Below are 19,489 nucleotides of genomic sequence, written 5' to 3'. Positions count from 1 at the left end.
ATTCATTGAAATCAATAAGTTCTATGAATTATTGTAGAGCATCTACTCTTAAAAATGGCATTACCTTCAACTGACTGGCTAAACATGCGACAATGAGCGGCAAGAACGGCTTATTTTTTTCGCAAAATCAGGATATTAACTGCCCATGAAGGGTAAATACAAAGCCGCAATCGCGCTATTACTGCTGCTATTTCTTGTGCCGCTGACGCTGCTGATGACGCTCGCCCAGTGGGTACCCACGCTCGCCGGGATCTGGCTCCCTGTTGGAACGCGCATCGCGTTTGAAAAAAGCCCACGGCTCACGCGCCACGCCCTGATCATCCCCGATCTCCGCTATCTGGTAGAAGAGTGTGAAATTGCCCGCGTGGAAAACGTGACTCTGTCACACCCCAGCCGCTGGGATCTGGATATTGGCGCACTTGAACTTAACTCTGTCTGCCTGAGCAAATTACCGCAATCGGCGCCATCTACGGTGGCGCCGAAAACGCTGGCGCAGTGGCAGGCCATCCTGCCCAACACCTGGCTGACCATCCATCGCTTTACCCTTTCTCCCTGGCAGCAGTGGGAGGGTGAACTGCAAGCTTCTCTGACGCCAGCCCGCCAGGACATCACCTATAACGGCGAGCAGGTGAGCATTAAGGGGCAGTTGCGCGGCCAGACCCTTTCCATCAGCCAGTTCGATGTGCAACTGCCGGATCAGCCGCAGCCCGTGAAGCTGGTTGGTGAATTTACCCTGCCGCTGGTGCCGGACGGCGTGCCGGTGAAAGGGCATACGGTCGCGACCTTTAACGTGCCACAGTTATCCTCGCTGGTCGATGCCGATCTGGACTGGGAGGACAATCAGGGCCAGCTGGTGGTCATGGCGCGGAACAACCCCGATCCGCTGCTCGATTTACCGTGGCAGATCACCGCTCAGCAGTTGACCATCAGCGACGGACGCTGGAACTGGTTAGCCTCCGGCGTGCCAATGAGCGGACGCGTCGGGCTGAAAGTGGATAACTGGCAGCAGGGGCTGGAGAAAGCCACCTTCACGGGGCGGCTCAACGTGCTGACCCAGGGGGATGCGGGTAAGGGCAACGCGGTGCTGAATATCGGTCCCGGCTCGCTCAGTATGGATAACAGCGCTATGCCGCTGCACCTGAGCGGGGAAGCCAAGCAAAACGATCTGATCCTGTATGCCAGGCTCCCGGCGATGCTGACCGGCAGCCTTTACGATCCGCAGCTTACGTTTGAACCCGGCGCTTTATTGCGCTCGCGCGGGCGCATCATCGACTCGCTGGATATCGATGAGATCCGCTGGCCGCTGGCGGGCGTGAAGCTCACGCAGAAGGGCGTGGACGGCCGCCTGCAAGCCATTCTGCGGGCGCATGAAAACGAGATGGGCGATTTTGAGCTGCATCTGGACGGCCAGGCTAACGACTTTTTACCGGACAACGGTTTGTGGCAGTGGCGCTACTGGGGTAAAGGGAATTTCACGCCAATGAACGCGCGCTGGGATGTCCGGGGAACCGGGGAGTGGCGCGACAACGTTATCGAACTGACCGATCTTTCCACGGGGTTCGACAAATTGCAGTACGGTACGATGCTGGTCAGCAAGCCGCGCCTGGTGCTGGATCACCCGGTGCGCTGGTCGCGGGACCCGGATAACCCCACCTTTAGCGGCGCGCTCGCGCTCAATGCCGGGCAAACAAGCTTTTCAGGCGGAAGCGTGCTGCCGCCGTCCGTTTTGACCTTCAGCGTTGACGGGACAGACCCGACGGTGTTCCAGTTTAAAGGGAACCTTCATGCGGACGACATCGGCCCGGTCCAGGTGAATGGACGCTGGGACGGCGAACGCCTTCGCGGTCAGGCCTGGTGGCCAAAACAGTCTCTTACGGTATTTCAGCCGCTGATCCCGCCAGACTGGAAAATGACCCTGCGCGGCGGCGAAATGTACGCGCAGGTGGCTTTCTCCGCGGCCCCCGATCAGGGGTTTGAGGCCGGGGGGCACGGGGTGCTGAAAGCGGGCAGCGCGTGGATGCCGGATAACGAGATCAACGGCGTAGATTTTGTTCTGCCGTTCCGCTTAAGCCAGGGCACCTGGTCGCTGGGCACGCGCGGACCGGTAACGTTACGAATCGACGAGGTGAAAAACCTGGTCACAGCACGAAATATCACCGCGGATCTCCAGGGCGATTATCCCTGGACCGAAGCGAACCCGCTCCTGCTCACCAACGTGAAGGTGGAAGCGCTCGGCGGGAAAATCACCATGCAGCAGTTGAGAATGCCGCAGCACGATCCGGCTTTACTGCGCGTGGATAATATATCCTCCAGCGAACTGATAAGCGCGGTGAATCCGAAGCAGTTTGCCATGTCCGGCCCGGTGAGCGGCGCGCTGCCGTTCTGGCTGAACAATGAAAAATGGATCATTAAAGATGGCTGGCTGACCAACCCGGGGCCGATGACGCTGCGCATCGACCAGGACACGGCGGATGCCATTGTGAAAGACAACATGGTTGCCGGGGCGGCGATCAACTGGCTCCGCTATATGGAAATTTCGCAGTCGTGGACAAAACTCAATGTAGATAATCTGGGTGTGTTAACCATGCAGGCGGCCATTAAAGGCACCAGCCGTGTCGAGGGCAAAAGCAGTTTCGTAAACCTGAATTACACCCATGAAGAGAACATTTTTACCCTCTGGCGCAGCCTGCGCTTTGGGGACAATCTGCAAACATGGTTTGAGCAACATGCGGCGATACCCCTTCTCCGCGGTTCGACAGGCAAGGAAAGTGAGGAACAACAATGAAAAAGAGGGCTGGTGTACTCGCCGTGGCCGTCGTCGCGCTGCTGTCAGGCTGCACGCCGCGCATTGAAGTGGCGGCGCCCAAAGAGCCGATCACCATCAACATGAACGTGAAAATCGAGCATGAAATCCATATCAAGGTGGATAAAGACGTTGAAGCCCTGCTGAAATCCCGCAGCGATCTGTTCTGAGGATGTCATGAAACGATTAGCTCTGATGTTACTGGCGCTGGGGATGAACGTTCACGCCGCCACGCTTACGCTCAACGATGCGCGTGCCCAGGGGCGCGTAGGGGAAACCCTGAGCGGCTATCTTGCGCACGTTCAGCACGACGCTGAAACCCTGGCGCTGGTGAACCGTATCAACGCCGCACGCACGGAAAGTTACCAGCAGCTGGCTGACAGTAATAATTTACCCGTCGACGAGGTGGCGAAAATGGCGGGACAAAAGCTGGTGGCCCGCGCGCAGCCGGGTGAGTACGTGAAGGGAATTAACGGCAAGTGGCTGAAAAAATAGCTAGCGATAACGCCTGCGGTATTCGCCCGGCGAAACCCCGAAACGCTGCTTAAAGGCGGTGGAAAAATGGCTATGGTCGGTGAAACCCCAGCTGTAGCCAATCCCCGCCAGCTTTTCGTCATCGCTGATGGAACGCAGCGCCTGAGCGCATAAATCGAGGCGACGGTTCTTAATATACTGCGCTACCACCAGCCCTTTCCCGGCAAACATGCGGTACAGGCTACGCACGGACATGCCGCTCTCTGAAGCTATCCACTCCGGCCTTAACGCCTCCGACTGAATATGATCATCAATCAGGGACAGAACGTGGCGGAACTGACGCTCCTTGCGTGGCAGCACCTCGTCACGCTGCTGGAAGGCCGGACGCAGCAGACACACCATCGCCTCAAGCGCCGCTTCGCTTTCACTGGCGCTGAGATCGGCATTGCCCATGCTCTCCTGCAACAGACGGTAGCTTAGCTGTACGGTAGGCAGACTGCGGGAGAGGGGCAGCGCGCACCTCACTTCCTGAAAACGCGCGTGTTGCTCAATGATTTGTCGCGGGAGCAGGAGCGAAATCTGGCGGGAACGCTCCTGCCAGTAAATGGAGCACGGGCGGGAGGCGTCAATCAGCGTGATATCCCCGGCTTTCAGCATCGCGCGCTGGTCGTCCTGTTCGATTCCGGCGCTGCCTTCCAGCTGAAACACGGTGTAGAACCAGGCATCGTTGCCGTTTTTGATCTCCTGACGGGTGCGAAACAGGTTAACGCCTGCGGCGGTCACCGTGCTCAGCTTCAGACTTTGGGTGTAGCTGGTTTCCAGCTCGCCGAGAAACGCCCCCTCTAACGGACGTGCCGCAAAGCGCCCACAAACCTGGTTAATTTGCGCCAGCCACTGCTGAAAAATGTCCTGTTCGCTTGCACACGCCATTGATGTTCTCGCTGCACCGTCACTGTTTTCGCATTGTTGCATTTATGTTGCATTTTGTCAGGGCTACGAGGCTGACTATAGGAAAGAACACTCAACGGTTACAGCGATATAAGCGGGAATTATCACGATTTGCGGACCCTGTCACAGCTGGCAAAGCGAATGTCACACAGACAAAAGCAGGAATGCGAATCCCCTCTTAGACTGCATACACACCCTGCGAAGCATAACGAAGGAGTATCCTATGTCCGAATCACACGTCGCCATCCTGCCAGGCGTGCAGCAGTTTTTAGATCGCCAGCACGGCCTGTGGATCGAAGGGCGTCAGGCGGCATCCGATAGCGAAAAGCGTCTGAACGTCTACAACCCGGCGACCGGAGAGGTTATTGCCTCTACCGCCGATGCCAGCGTCGATGATGTCGATCGTGCGGTGATGTCTGGCTGGCGCGCCTTTGTCGCCCGAAGCTGGGCCGGACGGCTGCCGGCAGAGCGGGAACGCATCCTGCTGCGGTTTGCGGATCTGGTGGAACAGCATGGCGAAGAGCTGGCACAGCTCGAAACCCTGGAGCAGGGGAAATCGATTAACATTTCCCGCGCCTTCGAGGTGGGCTGCACCCTGAACTGGATGCGCTACACGGCAGGGCTGACCACCAAAATTGCCGGTAAAACCCTCGATCTCTCGATTCCACTGCCGCAGGGCGCGCGTTATCAGGCGTGGACGCGTAAAGAGCCGGTGGGAGTCGTGGCGGGGATTGTGCCGTGGAACTTCCCGTTGATGATTGGCATGTGGAAAGTGATGCCCGCGCTGGCGGCAGGTTGCTCCATCGTGATCAAACCGTCGGAAACCACGCCGCTCACCCTGTTACGGGTGGCGGAACTGGCGAGCGAGGCGGGGATCCCGGATGGTGTGTTCAACGTGGTGACCGGCAGTGGCGCCATCTGTGGCGCGGCGCTGACCTCGCACCCGCGCATTGCCAAGGTGAGCTTTACCGGTTCGACGGCGACGGGCAAGCAGATTGCCCGCGCGGCGGCGGACACGCTAACGGGCGTGACGCTGGAACTGGGCGGCAAAAACCCGGCCATCGTGCTGAAAGATGCCGATCCGGCGTGGGTGATTGAAGGGCTGATGACCGGCAGCTTCCTGAACCAGGGGCAGGTCTGCGCGGCCAGCTCGCGCATTTATATTGAGGCTCCGCTGTTCGACACGCTGGTCAGCGGGTTTGAACAGGCCGTGAAATCCCTCAGCGTCGGGCCGGGCATGTCGCCGGAGGCGTTTATCAACCCGCTGGTGTCGCGCGCCCACTGCGATAAGGTTCAGGCGTTCCTGGATGAGGCGAAGGCGCACAATGCGGAGCTGATCGCCGGGAACCGGGGGCCAGACGGCAAAGGCTATTACGTTTCGCCAACGCTGGTGGTCAACCCGGATAATCATCTGCGACTGACGCGTGAAGAGGTCTTCGGGCCGGTGGTGAACCTGGTTCGTGTGGACGACGGGGAAGAGGCGCTTCAGCTGGCGAACGACACCGAATATGGCTTAACGGCCAGCGTCTGGACGCAGAACATCAGTAAAGCGCTGGCGTATACCGACAGGTTACAGGCCGGAACCGTGTGGGTGAACAGCCACACGCTGATAGACGCCAACCTGCCGTTCGGCGGCATGAAGCAGTCCGGCACCGGGCGCGATTTCGGCCCCGACTGGCTGGACGGCTGGTGTGAAACCAAGTCGGTATGTGTGCGGTATTAAAAAAAACGCCGGGTGGCGGCTACGCCTTACCCGGCCTACGGGATCGAGGAAAAGGTTGGTTTTGTAGGCCGGGTAAGCGCAGCGCCACCCGGCGTAACTTACAGCGACCACCGATCCCGCCCGGCCTCCTTCGCCCTGTACAGCGCCGCATCGGCGCGGGCGATGATTTCCGCCCCGCCTGGCTGGACGGCTGGTGTGAAACCAAGTCGGTGTGTGTGCGGTATTAAAAAAACGCCGGGTGGCGGCTACGCATTACCCGGCCTACGGGATCGAGGAAAAAGGTTGGTTTTGTAGGCCGGGTAAGCGCAGCGCCACCCGGCGTAACTTACAGCGACCACCGATCCCGCCCGGCCTCCTTAGCCCTGTACAGCGCCGCATCGGCGCGGGCGATGATTTCCGGGCCGGCCAGCCCTGCGGTATAGCCTGCAATGCCCATACTCGCCGTCACACATTCACTCACCTTCGACGCGCTGTGCGGAATGGCTGCGTTGCAAAGGCCAGCCTGGATCCGCGCGGCGACTTTCTCAGCAATGCTTTCTTCGCAGTCAAAGAGGATCACCACAAACTCCTCGCCACCGTAGCGCGAAACCACATCCTCTGGCGTGCGCACCGAGGTGTTCAGCACCTCTGCCACCCGCGCGAGGCACGCATCTCCGGCCTGGTGACCGTAGGTATCGTTATACAGTTTGAAGTAATCGACATCCAGCATCAGCACCGCGAAGCGTTTGCCTTGCTCCACGGCGTTTTCCAGCACCAGCTCCATCGCCCGGCGGTTGGCCGTTTTCGTCAGCGGATCCTGATGGGCCAGCGCATCCAGCCGCGAAATTAAACGCTGATTCTGCTGGTTGCGACGCCACGCCTCTTCAAACCAGCTCAACAGGATATAGCGCCCGCACACGAGAATGAACGTGAACACCACCCACAGCCCGGCAAAGCGATAATTAATTTCCTGATTCAGCAGCATGCTGGCAACGGGCAGGCTTACCCATAGCGGAACGGTGAAGCAGAGCAGTGCCACCGGGTGAAAATAGAGCGCGGTCATACCGGCCATCAGCAGGGTAACGAATATAGGCCAGGGATGAGGAAGCTGTAACACGTTGATAAACCAGTAACAACTTATCGACCACAGCAGGCTGCACATAAACAAAACGGCGCTAACGCCGCGGATGTGGCGCCAGGCCATGATCACCAGCGCCACGGAAAGGATCACCACGCCCAGCATGGAGGCGTCAATCATCTGCCGCAGAGGGGGGCTGATGTGCAGGAGGGCATCGATATGGCCGAACAGCGAATTGCGCAGCAGGACCATAAGGGCAAAGCTCGCATTCACAAAGGCGAGCCACGGCAGGTTCACGGCCAGCCCGTGAACAACCATTGATTTACGGGTAGGCCATATTGCGGGTTCGGGTGTGGCTAGATGTCTTTTTTCCATTGAAGAGAATTTTCCTTGAGCGGGCGGAACGTCCGCCCGCGAGTGCTGCCTTTACGGGGTCACAATGTTAAACCAGAATTCAAATTTATCCATGTAACCGAGCATGGCATCAAGTTTTGCGGCATCGCCGGTCACTTTGATATCGCCGTTATCCTGCTCCAGCTTGTATTTGCCGCCGTCGCTGCCGAGGTCGATATTAAACACCGATTTTACATCCGCCGCTTTTTCACCGTTAATGTGCACCGCCAGATAGTCAAAGAACATTTCTGGCGTCATCGCGCGCACGGTATCCGGGCTGGCGGTGTTCGGGGTCGGTCCTTTCACCACGCCGTTACGCAGCTCCTGCGCGCCGGTCAGGTAGAAGTTACGCCACGGGTCTGATTCAGCCTGATAGCCCAGCTGCTCCAGCGCATCCGCTTCCAGGTTTCGCGCGGCCTGATTATTTGGATCGGCAAAGAGCACTGTGCTGACCACCTGGGCCACCCAGCGGTAGTTCCCCTGGTCAAGGAACTGGCAGAAATAAAACATCCCGCCAGCGCGAGACTCCTGACGATCTCATTGATTCTCATCCTAAAACCTCTCAGTAAACTGTGACGTTATTTGTGGGGACTTCGAATCCTGGTGAAAGTGTGTCAAGAAATGCAAAAGGATTAAGCGAGGTAACAATAACTATAATCGGGGAGAGTAATTCAGCAAGTAAGCGGATGAAAAACCGGGCATTACGCCCGGTCGGTGGGTTATTTCTGCTCTTTTTTCTTGCCGAGCGTTGGCGTCTCGTCAAAGAAATTCCACGGCTTGAGTAACGTGTGCACCCATTCCGTCGGCATTATCGGCCACTCCTCGGCACGGGCGACATGGGTGGTGCCGGTAGTCATCCAGATGACGTTATCCTGGTCGTTCAGCGACTCGTTATCTTTGCTGTACTGGCCGAGGCCGGTATCGTGCGTGGAACGGTTCGGGTATTTTCCCTCCGGGTACATCTCGTCGGGATGGTAACGCGTCACCCACAGCTGTTTATCCATAAAGCTCAGGCGGTGATAAATCCACTCGTCCGGGGCAAACTTCGCGCCGGACGCTACCGGGTGTGTACCGCCCGCGTAAGGGATGATCTGATACGAGACCGGGTTGCCCATGCGGTTCTCTTTGCTGGGATTGCTTAGCAGGCGGATGGTGCCCGGGTCAAACTTCTGTGCCGCCTGCTGTTCGGTATCAATATCATACTGATTAACCTGCATGGTGCTGGTGCGCGGTCCGCCAGCGGTGTTCGGTTTGACGTCCGGATCCATGGCCACCAGCTTATTGTTGATGCCGTCCACGTCCATATCCAGACGGAAGTTGTAGATGTGCTGGTGGGTGGTACCGACAATATTATGGTCGATCAGCGTTCCGTATCGGGTGTCATCCTTCGCGGTGGCATCATGCATGGTTTTCGTCTGCACGCCTTTCACCGCTTCAATGCCCGTAGCCCCTGCATCAATGCCGATGGTGCCGTTTTCGTGGAATACCCAGTCGAAGATGTAATCGTAGTTACCCACGGTGCTGACCCAGCGCACCACCAGCTCGCGGCGTTCGGTGCTGACGTTGGGTTTACCTAACTCCTGATGCTTATATTCCGGCCCGGCGTAACGCTCGAAAATGGCGATCGCCCGGGGGATCTCCATTGGCGCGCCGGTGTAATCCGGGATGGTTTCGTTGAGCATCACGGCGTTAGACGGAACATCTTTGCCGCGCACCAGCGGGGAGGTCAGGGTCCCCATGCCGTAGTCGCCGGAGTCCAGGTAGGCCTTAAAGTACCAGCCGATATCCGGGTCGCCGTACGGCACAATCATGCCGCCGAGCGATCCCTGATACATCACCTGTCGCTTTTTGCCGTTGTCGTTATAGGTCACGGTGGAGATTATCGGGCCGACGCGTGAGTCCAGGCTCAGATGAAAATCCCAGTTCTGCCAGTGCACCCTGTCCCCGGTGATGGTGTAGTTCTTGCCTTTCGGCTCGATAATTTCCAGCGGTTTTTTCACCGTTTCAACGCGGTCGCGGCCATCATAAGGGCGCGGCGTGAGCGGAACCGGCACGACCGGGCCTTCCTCAATCTTCTGGATTTTCTTCTGCTCGAGATCCACCACCGCAACCAGGTTTTCGATCGGGTGCGCCCAGTAGTTACCGTCGCCCACGTCGAGATAGCTGATCACTTTCAGCAGGCGGTCTTCCTGTTTCAGCCCATCCTTGCCGTCAAAAAAGCCGACGGTAAGCGGAGTGGTGATCACTTTCTTCGGGTCGGTAATGCCGCGCTTTTTCAGCACGGCGGCAAACTCCGGGCTTTCATTGATGATCTGCTGCACGGTATTGAAGTCATCCAGCAGCACCATGCCGTGCGCGTCTTTGATCGGCTCCCAGCGGAGGATCTTTTTCTCCTTCAGATCCACCCGGCTTTCGATGATGTGTTTACCATCAAGCATGATGATATTGGCCTGGCGGGGCGCATCCACCGCCGTGCCGTTAAGCACAAAGTCCCAGACTTTGGCCTTTTCTGGCTCCGCCAGCGCAATCTGGGTAAAGCGGGTATTGGGTTTAAAATCCGCAGAGGCTTTCACAATGGCTACGGCCTGGTTGATTTCATCAGCCGTCAGCGCGTTTAACGGGTGGGGGCTTTTTTCAACCTGGAATGTCTGATCAAGACCGGACTGAAAAACATCGTTGATAAAGGTCTCCGGGATAAACGCCTTATTGTTCTTCTTCACCACGGGCACCTGGAGCGTCAGCGGTTTGCCGTTAACGATGGCGGTATTTGCGCCGGGTTTGACCTTCACAAAGGCACCGTCTTTGACGATGGTGAACATCTGGGCGTAATCATCCCACTGCACGTCCGCGCCAAACGCCTGAAGCGTTTTGTCCATCGGGACCATATGCGCCTCGCTGCCGTGAGCGTAAACAGGGGATTGCCAGGCGCAACAGAGCGCAACGGCCATGGCCAGTGCCGTTCTACGGGCAGAAAAAGAAGAATTGCTTCCCATCGCAGACCTCATCTTGTTGTGTTTATTGTGTTGTGTCAGCCTTATCCTGACAGGCGCGCACGAAAAGCGTTTGCCTGCATCTGCCAGGTTGTTTGTCAGTCTTGCCAGGTTAAAAAAAGAGCGGGGGTGCATCACACCCCCATGGCAGATAAAGTGCGCTTCAGTAAGGCGAGCTATCGAGATGCATGCGGACATCAAAACCTGCCGTCGTGAACGAATAAACCGTACCGCGAACGCGAAGATAAATGTCTCCATTTTTAATTGCCACTGAAGCTTTATCATCATCGGTGATCATGACGGGATCGATATCTTTAATGTTAGACATGAAGTCTTCCGGACTTTTTTTCGCATCAAAGAGATAAATATGATACCTGTTTTTAGACAGTGAGCCCGTCTCAACCTGGGTGATGTAAAGAGTTAAACGATCGTTAACCTTGATTTTTTCCTGCAAATTCTCATACACGGTAAACAGATCGCGGAAAGGGTATGCAATGAATATGAGAAGAAAAAAGATAATGACTCCAGCTCGCCAGTTAAAAACCCGAACGTCGCGCATAATCTATTCCTGCCCTTATCCATAACTGATCGACTGGGTCATCACCGTAATTATTATTGTTCTGGAATTTTGCAAATTCGGCAGGATCGCTTGTTCCGGCAAGAATCTGTGCAGTACCTGCCCCCCGGAGCAGAATTCCCTCAGGGATGCCTGCTGCCGCACCAACGGCACCGTAATGAAAATTGCCAAAATTGGTATACTCTGCACGGCCTTGTTTATAATCCCAGGGACCATGGTTTCTGACCATTTGATAAAACCATATGTAAGTCATTAATGAGGGGCCACCATGAAATCGCGCTATTACCATATGGCTAACGACGTCCACGCCAGGTGGTGCAAAGGATGCAATATTATAGGGTGTTGAATAGGAAGGCATTCGCATATTTAACGTTCAGCCCAACAGTCTGCAAACTGTATATTACCATCGCAATATGTCCATGTTATTTTATCATAGCGTAGCTCCACGACTTCAAGATGATTATGTTTTTCTTTCATCGGGTCTTTAATGTCATGCATCAATGGCGTGATGGAAACGACGCGAATATTATCGAGACGCATATTGTAATATTCTACTTCCTGCCCGGCGTCATTAATGCGATACCACCTGAACTCAGCCGTTTTAAGGGTTTGGCCAGTCGCAACGGCTTTCATCAGGTAAGGGGAGGAGGAATCGATTTCTTTTTGAAATACGACTGGGGCATGGTTACGTTTGCTGGTAATTTTCACGGTCAATGGATCGGTTGGGAGGCGAAGATTGTGTGTAAAGCCGGTGACTTCAATGCTTCCCTCACGGTAACGAACATCCACCGAGCCTGTAATTTTTGACCCACCATCGTCAGTTAAGAAAAGGTAAACAGGAATTGCCATAGTCTGTTAATCATCCATGTAATTTAATGCGGGAATATTCCCGGCGCTAAATAATAACCATGCTAACTACATGGTCAATTTGCTTAGTGTTTCCGGTTGTAACTTATCCAAACCAGGCAGACTGGATGGTCCGATTAATCAAAGCCATCCAGTCCATGTTTTACCTTCCGCTGATTTTGATGCGCTCAAACACTCGAGGCAGCAAGGTTAATGCTATTGCTTTGATTAAAAGTCACCCTGCTGGCGCGCCACCAGCGTCAGGATGGAGTAGAGCGCCACGGCCTGCTGGTGCTGGTTGAAGATCTCCACCGCCCATTCCACCACGCCGGTGGGTTTTTCCTCGGCAGTGCGCTGTTTCTTCAGCGTTTTACGTTTACAGGTCAGGCGCACCTGAATGGTATCACCCGGCTTGACCGGCTCAATAAAGCGCAGGTTTTCCATGCCGTAGTTGGCAATAACCGGCCCAACCCCGGCATCTACAAACAGCCCCGCCGCGGCGGAAATCAGGAAATAACCGTGTACCACGCGCTCGCCAAAAATCGACTCCGCCGCGCCAATTTTGTCCATATGGGCGTAGAAATGATCCCCGCTCAGGCAGGCAAAATTCACGATATCCGCTTCCGTCAGGGTACGACGCGGGGTCAGCAGGCTGTCGCCCGGCTGTAACTCCTCGAAGTATTTACGGAAGGGATGAACGCGATCTTCCTGCACCTCCGCGCCACGGACCCACTGTTTACCGATCGCGGCGAGCATGGACGGGCTGCCCTGAATGGCCGTGCGCTGAAGATAGTGCTTCACCGCGCGCAGGCCGCCCAGCTCTTCGCCGCCGCCCGCACGTCCCGGACCACCGTGCACCAGCTGCGTCAGCGGTGAACCGTGGCCGGTGGATTCTTTCGAGGATTCCTGGTTGAGGATCTGAATGCGTCCGTGGGCGCGCGCGGCACCGGCAATAAACTGCCGCGCCATGCGGGTATCTGCCGTAACCAGCGTTCCCACCAGGCTGCCGCCACCCGCCCGCGCCAGCTGCATGGCGTGTTCGGTGTTACGGCAGGGCATCAGGGTTGCGACGGGGCCAAAGGCTTCGGTGGCGTGGACGGCCGGGGTTTCGTCCGGCTGCGGGCAGAACAGCAGGGTGGGCGGGAAGAATGCGCCAGCCGCCTGCAAATCAGCTTTACCACCCAGACGGATCTGACAGCCCGCGGCAAGGAGATGATCGACTTTTTCCTGCACGTCAGCACGTTGCTCACCGTTGACGAGGGCCCCCATCTTCACCCCTTCCTGGGCCGGATCGCCGACGACCACTTTCTCCAGCCGCGCAATCAGCGCCTGGCTGACGGCGTCAACCTGCGCTTCCGGCACGATGATGCGGCGGATGGCGGTACATTTTTGTCCGGCTTTGGCGGTCATCTCGCGCACCACTTCTCGGATAAACAGCGCAAACTCCGGGTGCTCCGGCGTCACGTCCTCACCCAGCACGCAGCAGTTGAGAGAATCTGCTTCCATGGTAAACGGAATGGAATGCGCGACGATATTCGGGTGGACGCGCAGACTCTGCCCGGTGCTGGCCGATCCGGTAAACGTCACCACGTCCTGGCTGTCGAGCTGGTTCAGCAGATCGCCCGCGCCACCGCAGATCAGGCTGATGGCGCCGTCGGGCACCAGTCCGCTCTCGACGATCGCTTTCACCATCGCCTGAGTCACCTGCGCGGTGGCGGTGGCGGGCTTGATGATGGCGGGCATCCCGGCAAGCCAGGTGGGCGCGAGCTTTTCCAGCATCCCCCAGCACGGGAAGTTGAACGCGTTGATATGCACCGCCACGCCGGATTTCGACGTTAACACGTGACGTGCCGCAAAGCCGCCTTCCTTCGACAGCGGGATCAGTTCATCCTCCGGCCACAGGGTATCGTCCGGCAGCTCACGGCTGCCGAGGCTTGCGTAGGTGAAGAGGGTGCCGATACCGCCTTCAATATCCACCCAGCTGTCGGCCTTCGTCGCGCCGGTCTGAGCTGACAGGGCATAAAAGCGATCCTTCTGGCTCAGCAGATGTTTGGCCACCGCCTTCAGCATGGCGGCGCGCTCGATAAAGCTCATTGCGTGGAGCGCTTCTCCGCCGTGTTCAATGGCGTAACGGCGCGCGGCCGCCATATCCAGCCCTTCGCTGGTGACTTCAAATAGCGTTTCCCCGCTGATGGCGTGAGTGATGGTGCGCTCGCGGCCCCGGCCTGATTGCCAGGTGCCGGACAAGAAGCTGGCTAACTGCTGCATTTCTTCTCTCCAGATGTTTCGTAATTTCACTATAAATAGTTTGATCGCGAATCATAAAAATCAAGCTGAGTTTTAATGAATTGTTAACGCTGTGATCTGTATTGCTTAACCTGACCACCCAGAAGCCTTGCGTTATCGGCCTTTCATGAAAAGGCTTGCGAGCGTCGTCACAAAATAAACAAACGCTTCTTGGGGTTATATTTAACCTTTGTGTAACATTTAAGAAACCAAATGATTCACCATTTTGCTATTTGTGGTGATTTAACGAATCACAAAGGTGGTTATGTGACGCAAGAACAACGCTTTGAGCAACGCATCGCACAGGAGACGGCCATCGAGCCGCAGGACTGGATGCCGGATGCCTACCGCAAGACGCTGATCCGCCAGATTGGACAGCACGCCCATTCTGAGATTGTCGGCATGCTGCCGGAAGGAAACTGGATCACCCGCGCGCCGACGCTGCGCCGGAAAGCCATTCTGCTGGCGAAGGTGCAGGACGAAGCCGGACACGGCCTGTACCTCTACAGCGCGGCGGAAACGCTGGGCTGCGCCCGGGAGGACATCTATCAAAAGATGCTCGACGGCAAGATGAAATACTCCTCCATCTTCAACTATCCGACCCTGAGCTGGGCCGATATCGGCGTCATTGGCTGGCTGGTGGACGGGGCGGCCATTGTGAACCAGGTGGCGCTGTGCCGTACGTCTTACGGCCCGTATGCCCGGGCGATGGTGAAGATCTGTAAAGAAGAGAGCTTCCACCAGCGTCAGGGTTTTGAGGCCTGCATGGCGCTGGCGCAGGGCAGCGAAGCCCAGCGGCAGATGTTGCAGGACGCCATCAACCGTTTCTGGTGGCCCGCGCTGATGATGTTTGGACCCAACGACGACAACTCCCCAAACAGCGCCCGCAGTCTGGCCTGGAAGATCAAACGCTTTGGCAACGATGAGCTTCGCCAGCGCTTCGTGGACAACACGGTGCCTCAGGTGGAGATGCTCGGTATGACCGTGCCGGACCCCGACCTGCGTTTCGATGAAGCGAGCGGCCACTACCGCTTCGGCGAAATCGACTGGCAGGAATTTGACGAGGTGATCACCGGGCGCGGGATCTGCAACCACGAACGTCTGGCCGCAAAACGTAAAGCCTGGGACGACGGCGCATGGGTGCGTGAAGCCGCTCTGGCCCACGCGGAAAAACAACGCGTCCGCCAGGCCGCATAAGAGGAATCAACCATGAGCAATGTTTACTGGCCGTTATACGAAGTTTTTGTCCGTTCGAAGCAGGGGCTGTCGCACCGGCATGTGGGCAGCCTTCACGCTGCCGACGACCGCATGGCGCTGGAAAACGCGCGCGATGCCTATACCCGCCGCAGCGAAGGCTGTTCCATCTGGGTGGTGAAGGCGAGTGAAATCGTCGCTTCCCAGCCGGAAGAGAGCGGGGAGTTTTTCGATCCGGCGGAAAGTAAGGTCTACCGTCATCCGACGTTTTACACCATCCCTGATGGCATCGAGCATATGTGAGGTTGGGGATGAACAACGTATCTGCTTATGCCCTGCGTCTGGGCGACAACGGTCTGGTGCTCTCACAGCGTCTGGGCGCCTGGTGCGGCCACGCGCCGGAGCTGGAAATTGACCTGGCGCTCGCCAATATCGGCCTTGATCTGCTCGGGCAGGCGCGCAATTTCCTGACCTACGCCGCTGAACGGGAGGGTAAGGGCGATGAAGACACCCTGGCCTATGGCCGCGATGAGCGTCAGTTCCGCAATCTGCTGCTGGTGGAACAACCAAACGGCAGCTTCGCCGACACCATTGCCCGTCAGTATCTGATGGATGCGTGGAACGTGGCGCTCTACGAGCGGCTGATCCATAGCAGCGACAGTCAGCTTGCCGCCATCGCGGCAAAAGCCATTAAGGAGGCGCGCTATCACCTGCGCTTTAGCCGCGGCTGGCTGGTGCGGCTGGGGGACGGAACAGAAACCTCCGCACAAAAAATGCAGCAGGCGGTGGATAGCCTGTGGCGCTTTACGGCTGAACTGTTCGACGCCGACGACGTCGAGCTGGCGCTGATTGATGACGGCGTGGCGGTTGATCCCCGCGAACTGCGGGACCCGTGGGAGCGCGAAGTGTTTGCTGGCCTGGCGGAAGCCACCCTCCGCGTGCCCGAAGAGGTGGCGTATCGCACGGGCGGCAAGAAGGGGCTACATACTGAACACCTCGGGCCGATGCTGGCAGAGATGCAGTATCTCCAGCGCGTTTACCCCGGCCAGCAGTGGTAAAGGAGGACGCCATGCAACGCCTCGTCGACATCGCGCCTGCACAAATCCCGCAGATTTGGGCGCTGTTAAGCCAGATCCCCGACCCGGAAGTGCCGGTGCTGACCATCACCGACTTAGGCATGGTGCGCAGCGTGAAGGCGCAGGGGGAAGGCTGGGTCATCGGCTTCACGCCAACCTATTCGGGCTGTCCGGCAACGGAGCATCTGCTGGGGGCGATCCGCGAAACCCTGACCGGAAACGGCTTTAGCCCGGTACATATTGTGCTGCAACTGGAGCCCGCCTGGACCACCGACTGGATGACCGACGATGCCCGCAGGCGCCTGCGTGAATATGGCATCAGCCCGCCTGTCGGCCATAGCTGCCATGCCCACGTTCCCGCTGAGGTGAGCTGCCCGCGCTGTGCGAGCACCGATACCTCGCTTATCAGTGAATTTGGTTCTACGGCCTGCAAAGCGCTCTACCGCTGCAATACCTGCCGTGAGCCCTTCGACTATTTCAAATGTATTTGAGGCTGCCATGACAACGTTTCATTCATTAACAGTGGCAAAAGTAGAACCCGAAACCCGCGACGCGGTGACCATTACCTTCGCGGTGCCGCAGGCGTTACAGGAGGCGTACCGCTTCCGTCCCGGTCAGCATCTGACCCTGAAAGCCAGTCCTGGCGGGGATGAACTGCGCCGCTGCTACTCCATCTGCCGGAGCACCGCGTGCGGTGAGATCAGCGTGGCGGTCAAAGCCATCGAGGGCGGACGTTTTTCCCCCTATGCCCGGGACGAGATCAAACCGGGCATGGCGCTGGAGGTGATGGTGCCCCAGGGGCAGTTTGGCTATCAGCCGCAGGCCGAACGCGAAGGCCACTATCTGGCGATTGCCGCCGGGTCCGGGATCACCCCGATGCTGGCGATTATGTCCGCTACGCTGGCCACTGAAGCCCACAGCCACTTCACCCTGATTTACGGCAACCGCAGCAGCCAGAGCATGATGTTCCGCCGGGCGCTGGCGGACCTGAAAGATAAATACCCGCAGCGTTTGCAGCTGATCGCCATCTTCAGCCAGGAGACGCTCGACAGCGATCTGCTCCATGGCCGCATTGACGGGGAAAAGCTCCAGGCGCTGGCAAAAACGCTGGTGAATTTCCGTCAGTACGATGAAGCCTTCATCTGCGGCCCGTCGGCGATGATGGATGAGGCCGAAGCGGCGCTGCAAGCGCTGGGTATGCCGGAAAAAGCGATTCATCTTGAGCGCTTTAACACGCCAGGTACCGCCGTTAAACGGACAGCCAGCGTGCAGGCCGACGGGCAGAAGGTCACCGTCCGTCAGGACGGGCGCGACAGGGAGATCACCCTGACGGCGGACGACGAGAGCATTCTTGACGCGGCCCTGCGTCAGGGGGCGGATCTGCCTTACGCCTGCAAGGGCGGCGTATGCGCCACCTGCAAATGCAAAGTGCTGCGCGGAAAAGTCGATATGGCGACCAACTACAGCCTGGAGCCGGACGAGCTGGCCGCAGGCTATGTGCTGAGCTGTCAGGCGCTGCCGTTAACCGCCGATGTTATCGTCGATTTTGATGCGAAGGGGATGGCATGAGTGAACTGATTGTCACCCGTCACGGTCGCGTGTTGCAGCTGACGCTTAACCGTCCGGCGGCGCGCAACGCGCTCAACAATGCGCTGCTCCTGCAAATCGCGGAGCAGCTTGAGGCCGCCGCCGCGGATGCTGAGATCGCCGTCTGCGTGGTGTACGGCAACGAACGCTGCTTTGCCGCCGGGGCCGATCTCAACGAAATGGCGGAGAAAGACCTGCCCGCCACCCTGAACGATATCCGTCCGCAGCTGTGGGCGCGGATCAACGCCTTCACCAAACCGCTGATTGCCGCCGTAAACGGCTTCGCGCTGGGGGCAGGCTGTGAGCTGGCGCTGCTCTGCGATGTCGTGATTGCTGGCGATAACGCCCGTTTTGGTCTGCCGGAAATCACCCTCGGGATCATGCCGGGCGCAGGCGGCACCCAGCGGCTGATCCGCAGCGTGGGCAAATCGTTGGCCAGCAAAATGGTGCTGACGGGCGAAAGCATCACGGCGGTTCAGGCGCACAGCGCCGGGCTGGTCAGCGACGTCTACCCGGCCTCGCTGACGCTGGAGTACGCCCTGAAGCAGGCGGCGCTGATGGCGCGCCACTCGCCGCTGGCGCTACAGGCGGCGAAGCAGGCGCTTCGCCAGTCGCAGGAAGTCCCGCTTCAGGCCGGGCTGGCGCAGGAGCGTCAGCTGTTTGCGCTGCTCGCGGCCACCGACGATCGCCGGGAAGGTATCAACGCCTTTTTACAAAAACGCACCCCAGACTTTAAAGGACGCTAATTGTGGAATCTATTCTGAGCCATGTTGAGCAGGGCGTAATGACCATTACGCTGAACCGCCCGGAGCGCCTGAACAGCTTTAACGACGTCATGCACCAGCAGCTTTCCGAATGCCTGAAGCAGGCCGAGCGCGATGACGCCATCCGCTGCCTGCTGATCACCGGGGCAGGACGCGGTTTCTGCGCCGGGCAGGATCTTAACGACCGTAACGTCGACCCGAACGGCCCCGCGCCCGATCTGGGCATGTCCGTTGAGACTTTTTACAACCCGCTGGTGCGCCGTCTGGCAAAACTGCCGAAGCCGGTGATTTGCGCGGTTAACGGCGTGGCGGCGGGCGCGGGGGCCACGCTGGCCCTCGGCTGTGACATGGTGATTGCGGCCCGTTCAGCCAGCTTTGTGATGGCCTTCAGCAAGCTCGGGCTGGTACCGGACTGCGGCGGAACCTGGCTGCTGCCGCGCGTGACCGGACGCGCCCGCGCCATGGGGCTGGCATTGCTGGGCGATAAGCTCAGCGCCGAGCAGGCACAGGCCTGGGGAATGATCTGGCAGGTGGTGGACGACGACCAGCTCTCCGCCACCGCACAGCAGATGGCGCTGCATTTTGCCTCGCAGCCGACCTTTGGCCTGGGCTTGATCAAGCAGGCGATTAACGCCGCCGAAACCAATACCCTCGACGCCCAGCTTGATCTGGAGCGCGACTATCAACGTCTGGCCGGACGCAGCGACGACTACCGGGAAGGCGTCAGCGCGTTCCTGGCAAAACGCGCGCCGAACTTTACGGGGAAATAAG

Annotated in this window: 18 protein-coding genes and 1 pseudogene; 11 read left to right on the top strand and 8 right to left on the bottom strand. The window is 58.0% G+C overall.

Features of this window, described 5'->3' with window-relative positions; all coding sequences use genetic code 11:
* Positions 1-145 precede the first annotated feature (145 nt).
* The 3 genes from IM290_RS15370 to IM290_RS15360 are packed head-to-tail and all read left to right on the top strand — an operon-like array spanning position 146 to position 3,298.
* Positions 146-2,785, top strand: a complete 2,640-nt coding sequence (locus IM290_RS15370) for a YdbH family protein (RefSeq protein WP_193041921.1) — start codon at positions 146-148, stop codon at positions 2,783-2,785.
* Positions 2,782-2,973 carry a YnbE family lipoprotein gene (locus tag IM290_RS15365; RefSeq protein WP_149500489.1) on the top strand — a complete coding sequence of 64 codons (192 nt, stop codon included), beginning with the start codon at positions 2,782-2,784 and terminating at the stop codon, positions 2,971-2,973. Before IM290_RS15370 ends, IM290_RS15365 begins: the two co-directional genes overlap by 4 nt.
* Before the next feature lie 7 nt (positions 2,974-2,980).
* On the top strand, positions 2,981-3,298 hold the full coding sequence (locus tag IM290_RS15360) for a YdbL family protein (RefSeq protein ID WP_193041922.1): 318 nt from the start codon (positions 2,981-2,983) through the stop codon (positions 3,296-3,298).
* Here IM290_RS15360 and feaR read toward each other — a convergent pair whose 3' ends face one another.
* A complete protein-coding gene (feaR, locus tag IM290_RS15355) occupies positions 3,299-4,207 on the bottom strand; it encodes a transcriptional regulator FeaR (RefSeq protein ID WP_039270829.1) in 909 nt (302 codons plus the stop codon).
* 241 nt (positions 4,208-4,448) lie between these two features.
* Here feaR and IM290_RS15350 point away from each other — a divergent pair, with 241 nt between their 5' ends.
* Positions 4,449-5,948, top strand: a complete 1,500-nt coding sequence (locus IM290_RS15350; protein WP_193354483.1) for an aldehyde dehydrogenase family protein — start codon at positions 4,449-4,451, stop codon at positions 5,946-5,948.
* A gap of 325 nt (positions 5,949-6,273) precedes the next feature.
* On the opposite strand, the gene IM290_RS15345 is transcribed toward IM290_RS15350, so the two are convergent.
* From IM290_RS15345 to paaZ, 7 genes and pseudogenes are all read right to left on the bottom strand, one after another.
* Positions 6,274-7,380 carry a GGDEF domain-containing protein gene (locus IM290_RS15345; protein ID WP_193354482.1) on the bottom strand — a complete coding sequence of 369 codons (1,107 nt, stop codon included), beginning with the start codon at positions 7,378-7,380 and terminating at the stop codon, positions 6,274-6,276.
* Positions 7,381-7,431: 51 nt separating this feature from the next.
* Positions 7,432-7,884: pseudogene (locus IM290_RS15340) on the bottom strand (alkyl sulfatase C-terminal domain-containing protein); the annotation flags it as partial.
* A 233-nt stretch (positions 7,885-8,117) separates the two neighbouring features.
* Positions 8,118-10,391, bottom strand: coding sequence for a primary-amine oxidase (gene tynA / locus IM290_RS15335; RefSeq protein WP_193041924.1), 2,274 nt, complete (start codon positions 10,389-10,391; stop codon positions 8,118-8,120).
* 160 nt (positions 10,392-10,551) lie between these two features.
* Positions 10,552-10,947 carry a hypothetical protein gene (locus tag IM290_RS15330; protein WP_063413472.1) on the bottom strand — a complete coding sequence of 132 codons (396 nt, stop codon included), beginning with the start codon at positions 10,945-10,947 and terminating at the stop codon, positions 10,552-10,554.
* Complete coding sequence (locus IM290_RS15325) at positions 10,925-11,218, bottom strand: polymorphic toxin type 44 domain-containing protein (protein ID WP_226876000.1); 294 nt, start codon at positions 11,216-11,218, stop codon at positions 10,925-10,927. Before IM290_RS15325 ends, IM290_RS15330 begins: the two co-directional genes overlap by 23 nt.
* 113 nt (positions 11,219-11,331) lie before the next feature.
* Complete coding sequence (locus IM290_RS15320; RefSeq protein WP_193041925.1) at positions 11,332-11,814, bottom strand: Hcp family type VI secretion system effector; 483 nt, start codon at positions 11,812-11,814, stop codon at positions 11,332-11,334.
* Positions 11,815-12,039: 225 nt separating this feature from the next.
* Positions 12,040-14,079, bottom strand: coding sequence for a phenylacetic acid degradation bifunctional protein PaaZ (gene paaZ / locus IM290_RS15315; RefSeq protein WP_193041926.1), 2,040 nt, complete (start codon positions 14,077-14,079; stop codon positions 12,040-12,042).
* 285 nt (positions 14,080-14,364) lie between these two features.
* On the opposite strand from paaZ, the gene paaA reads away from it, so the two are divergent.
* The 7 genes from paaA to paaG are packed head-to-tail and all read left to right on the top strand — an operon-like array spanning position 14,365 to position 19,488.
* Complete coding sequence (gene paaA / locus IM290_RS15310) at positions 14,365-15,294, top strand: 1,2-phenylacetyl-CoA epoxidase subunit PaaA (protein ID WP_193041927.1); 930 nt, start codon at positions 14,365-14,367, stop codon at positions 15,292-15,294.
* 12 nt (positions 15,295-15,306) lie between these two features.
* Complete coding sequence (gene paaB / locus IM290_RS15305) at positions 15,307-15,594, top strand: 1,2-phenylacetyl-CoA epoxidase subunit PaaB (protein ID WP_003857353.1); 288 nt, start codon at positions 15,307-15,309, stop codon at positions 15,592-15,594.
* A gap of 8 nt (positions 15,595-15,602) precedes the next feature.
* Positions 15,603-16,349: a 1,2-phenylacetyl-CoA epoxidase subunit PaaC gene (gene paaC / locus IM290_RS15300; protein WP_193041928.1), complete on the top strand. Its 747-nt coding sequence runs from the start codon at positions 15,603-15,605 to the stop codon at positions 16,347-16,349.
* Positions 16,350-16,360: 11 nt separating this feature from the next.
* The gene (gene paaD / locus IM290_RS15295) at positions 16,361-16,858 is read left to right on the top strand and encodes a 1,2-phenylacetyl-CoA epoxidase subunit PaaD (RefSeq protein ID WP_003857347.1); all 498 of its coding nucleotides are present in this window, start codon (positions 16,361-16,363) and stop codon (positions 16,856-16,858) included.
* A gap of 7 nt (positions 16,859-16,865) precedes the next feature.
* Positions 16,866-17,936, top strand: coding sequence for a 1,2-phenylacetyl-CoA epoxidase subunit PaaE (paaE, locus tag IM290_RS15290; protein ID WP_193041929.1), 1,071 nt, complete (start codon positions 16,866-16,868; stop codon positions 17,934-17,936).
* Positions 17,933-18,700 (top strand): 2,3-dehydroadipyl-CoA hydratase PaaF, encoded by a 768-nt coding sequence (gene paaF, locus IM290_RS15285; protein ID WP_045141540.1) that lies wholly within the window; start codon positions 17,933-17,935, stop codon positions 18,698-18,700. Before paaE ends, paaF begins: the two co-directional genes overlap by 4 nt.
* Positions 18,700-19,488, top strand: a complete 789-nt coding sequence (paaG, locus tag IM290_RS15280) for a 2-(1,2-epoxy-1,2-dihydrophenyl)acetyl-CoA isomerase PaaG (protein WP_026094304.1) — start codon at positions 18,700-18,702, stop codon at positions 19,486-19,488. The genes paaF and paaG overlap by 1 nt, the downstream gene beginning before the upstream one ends.
* Position 19,489: the final 1 nt, after the last annotated feature.

Source organism: Enterobacter cloacae complex sp. S1, assembly GCF_014930525.1.
Lineage (GTDB): Bacteria > Pseudomonadota > Gammaproteobacteria > Enterobacterales > Enterobacteriaceae > Enterobacter > Enterobacter hormaechei_C.
Note: the sequence above shows the minus strand (reverse complement) of the source record. Positions and strands in the feature narration are given on the sequence as shown.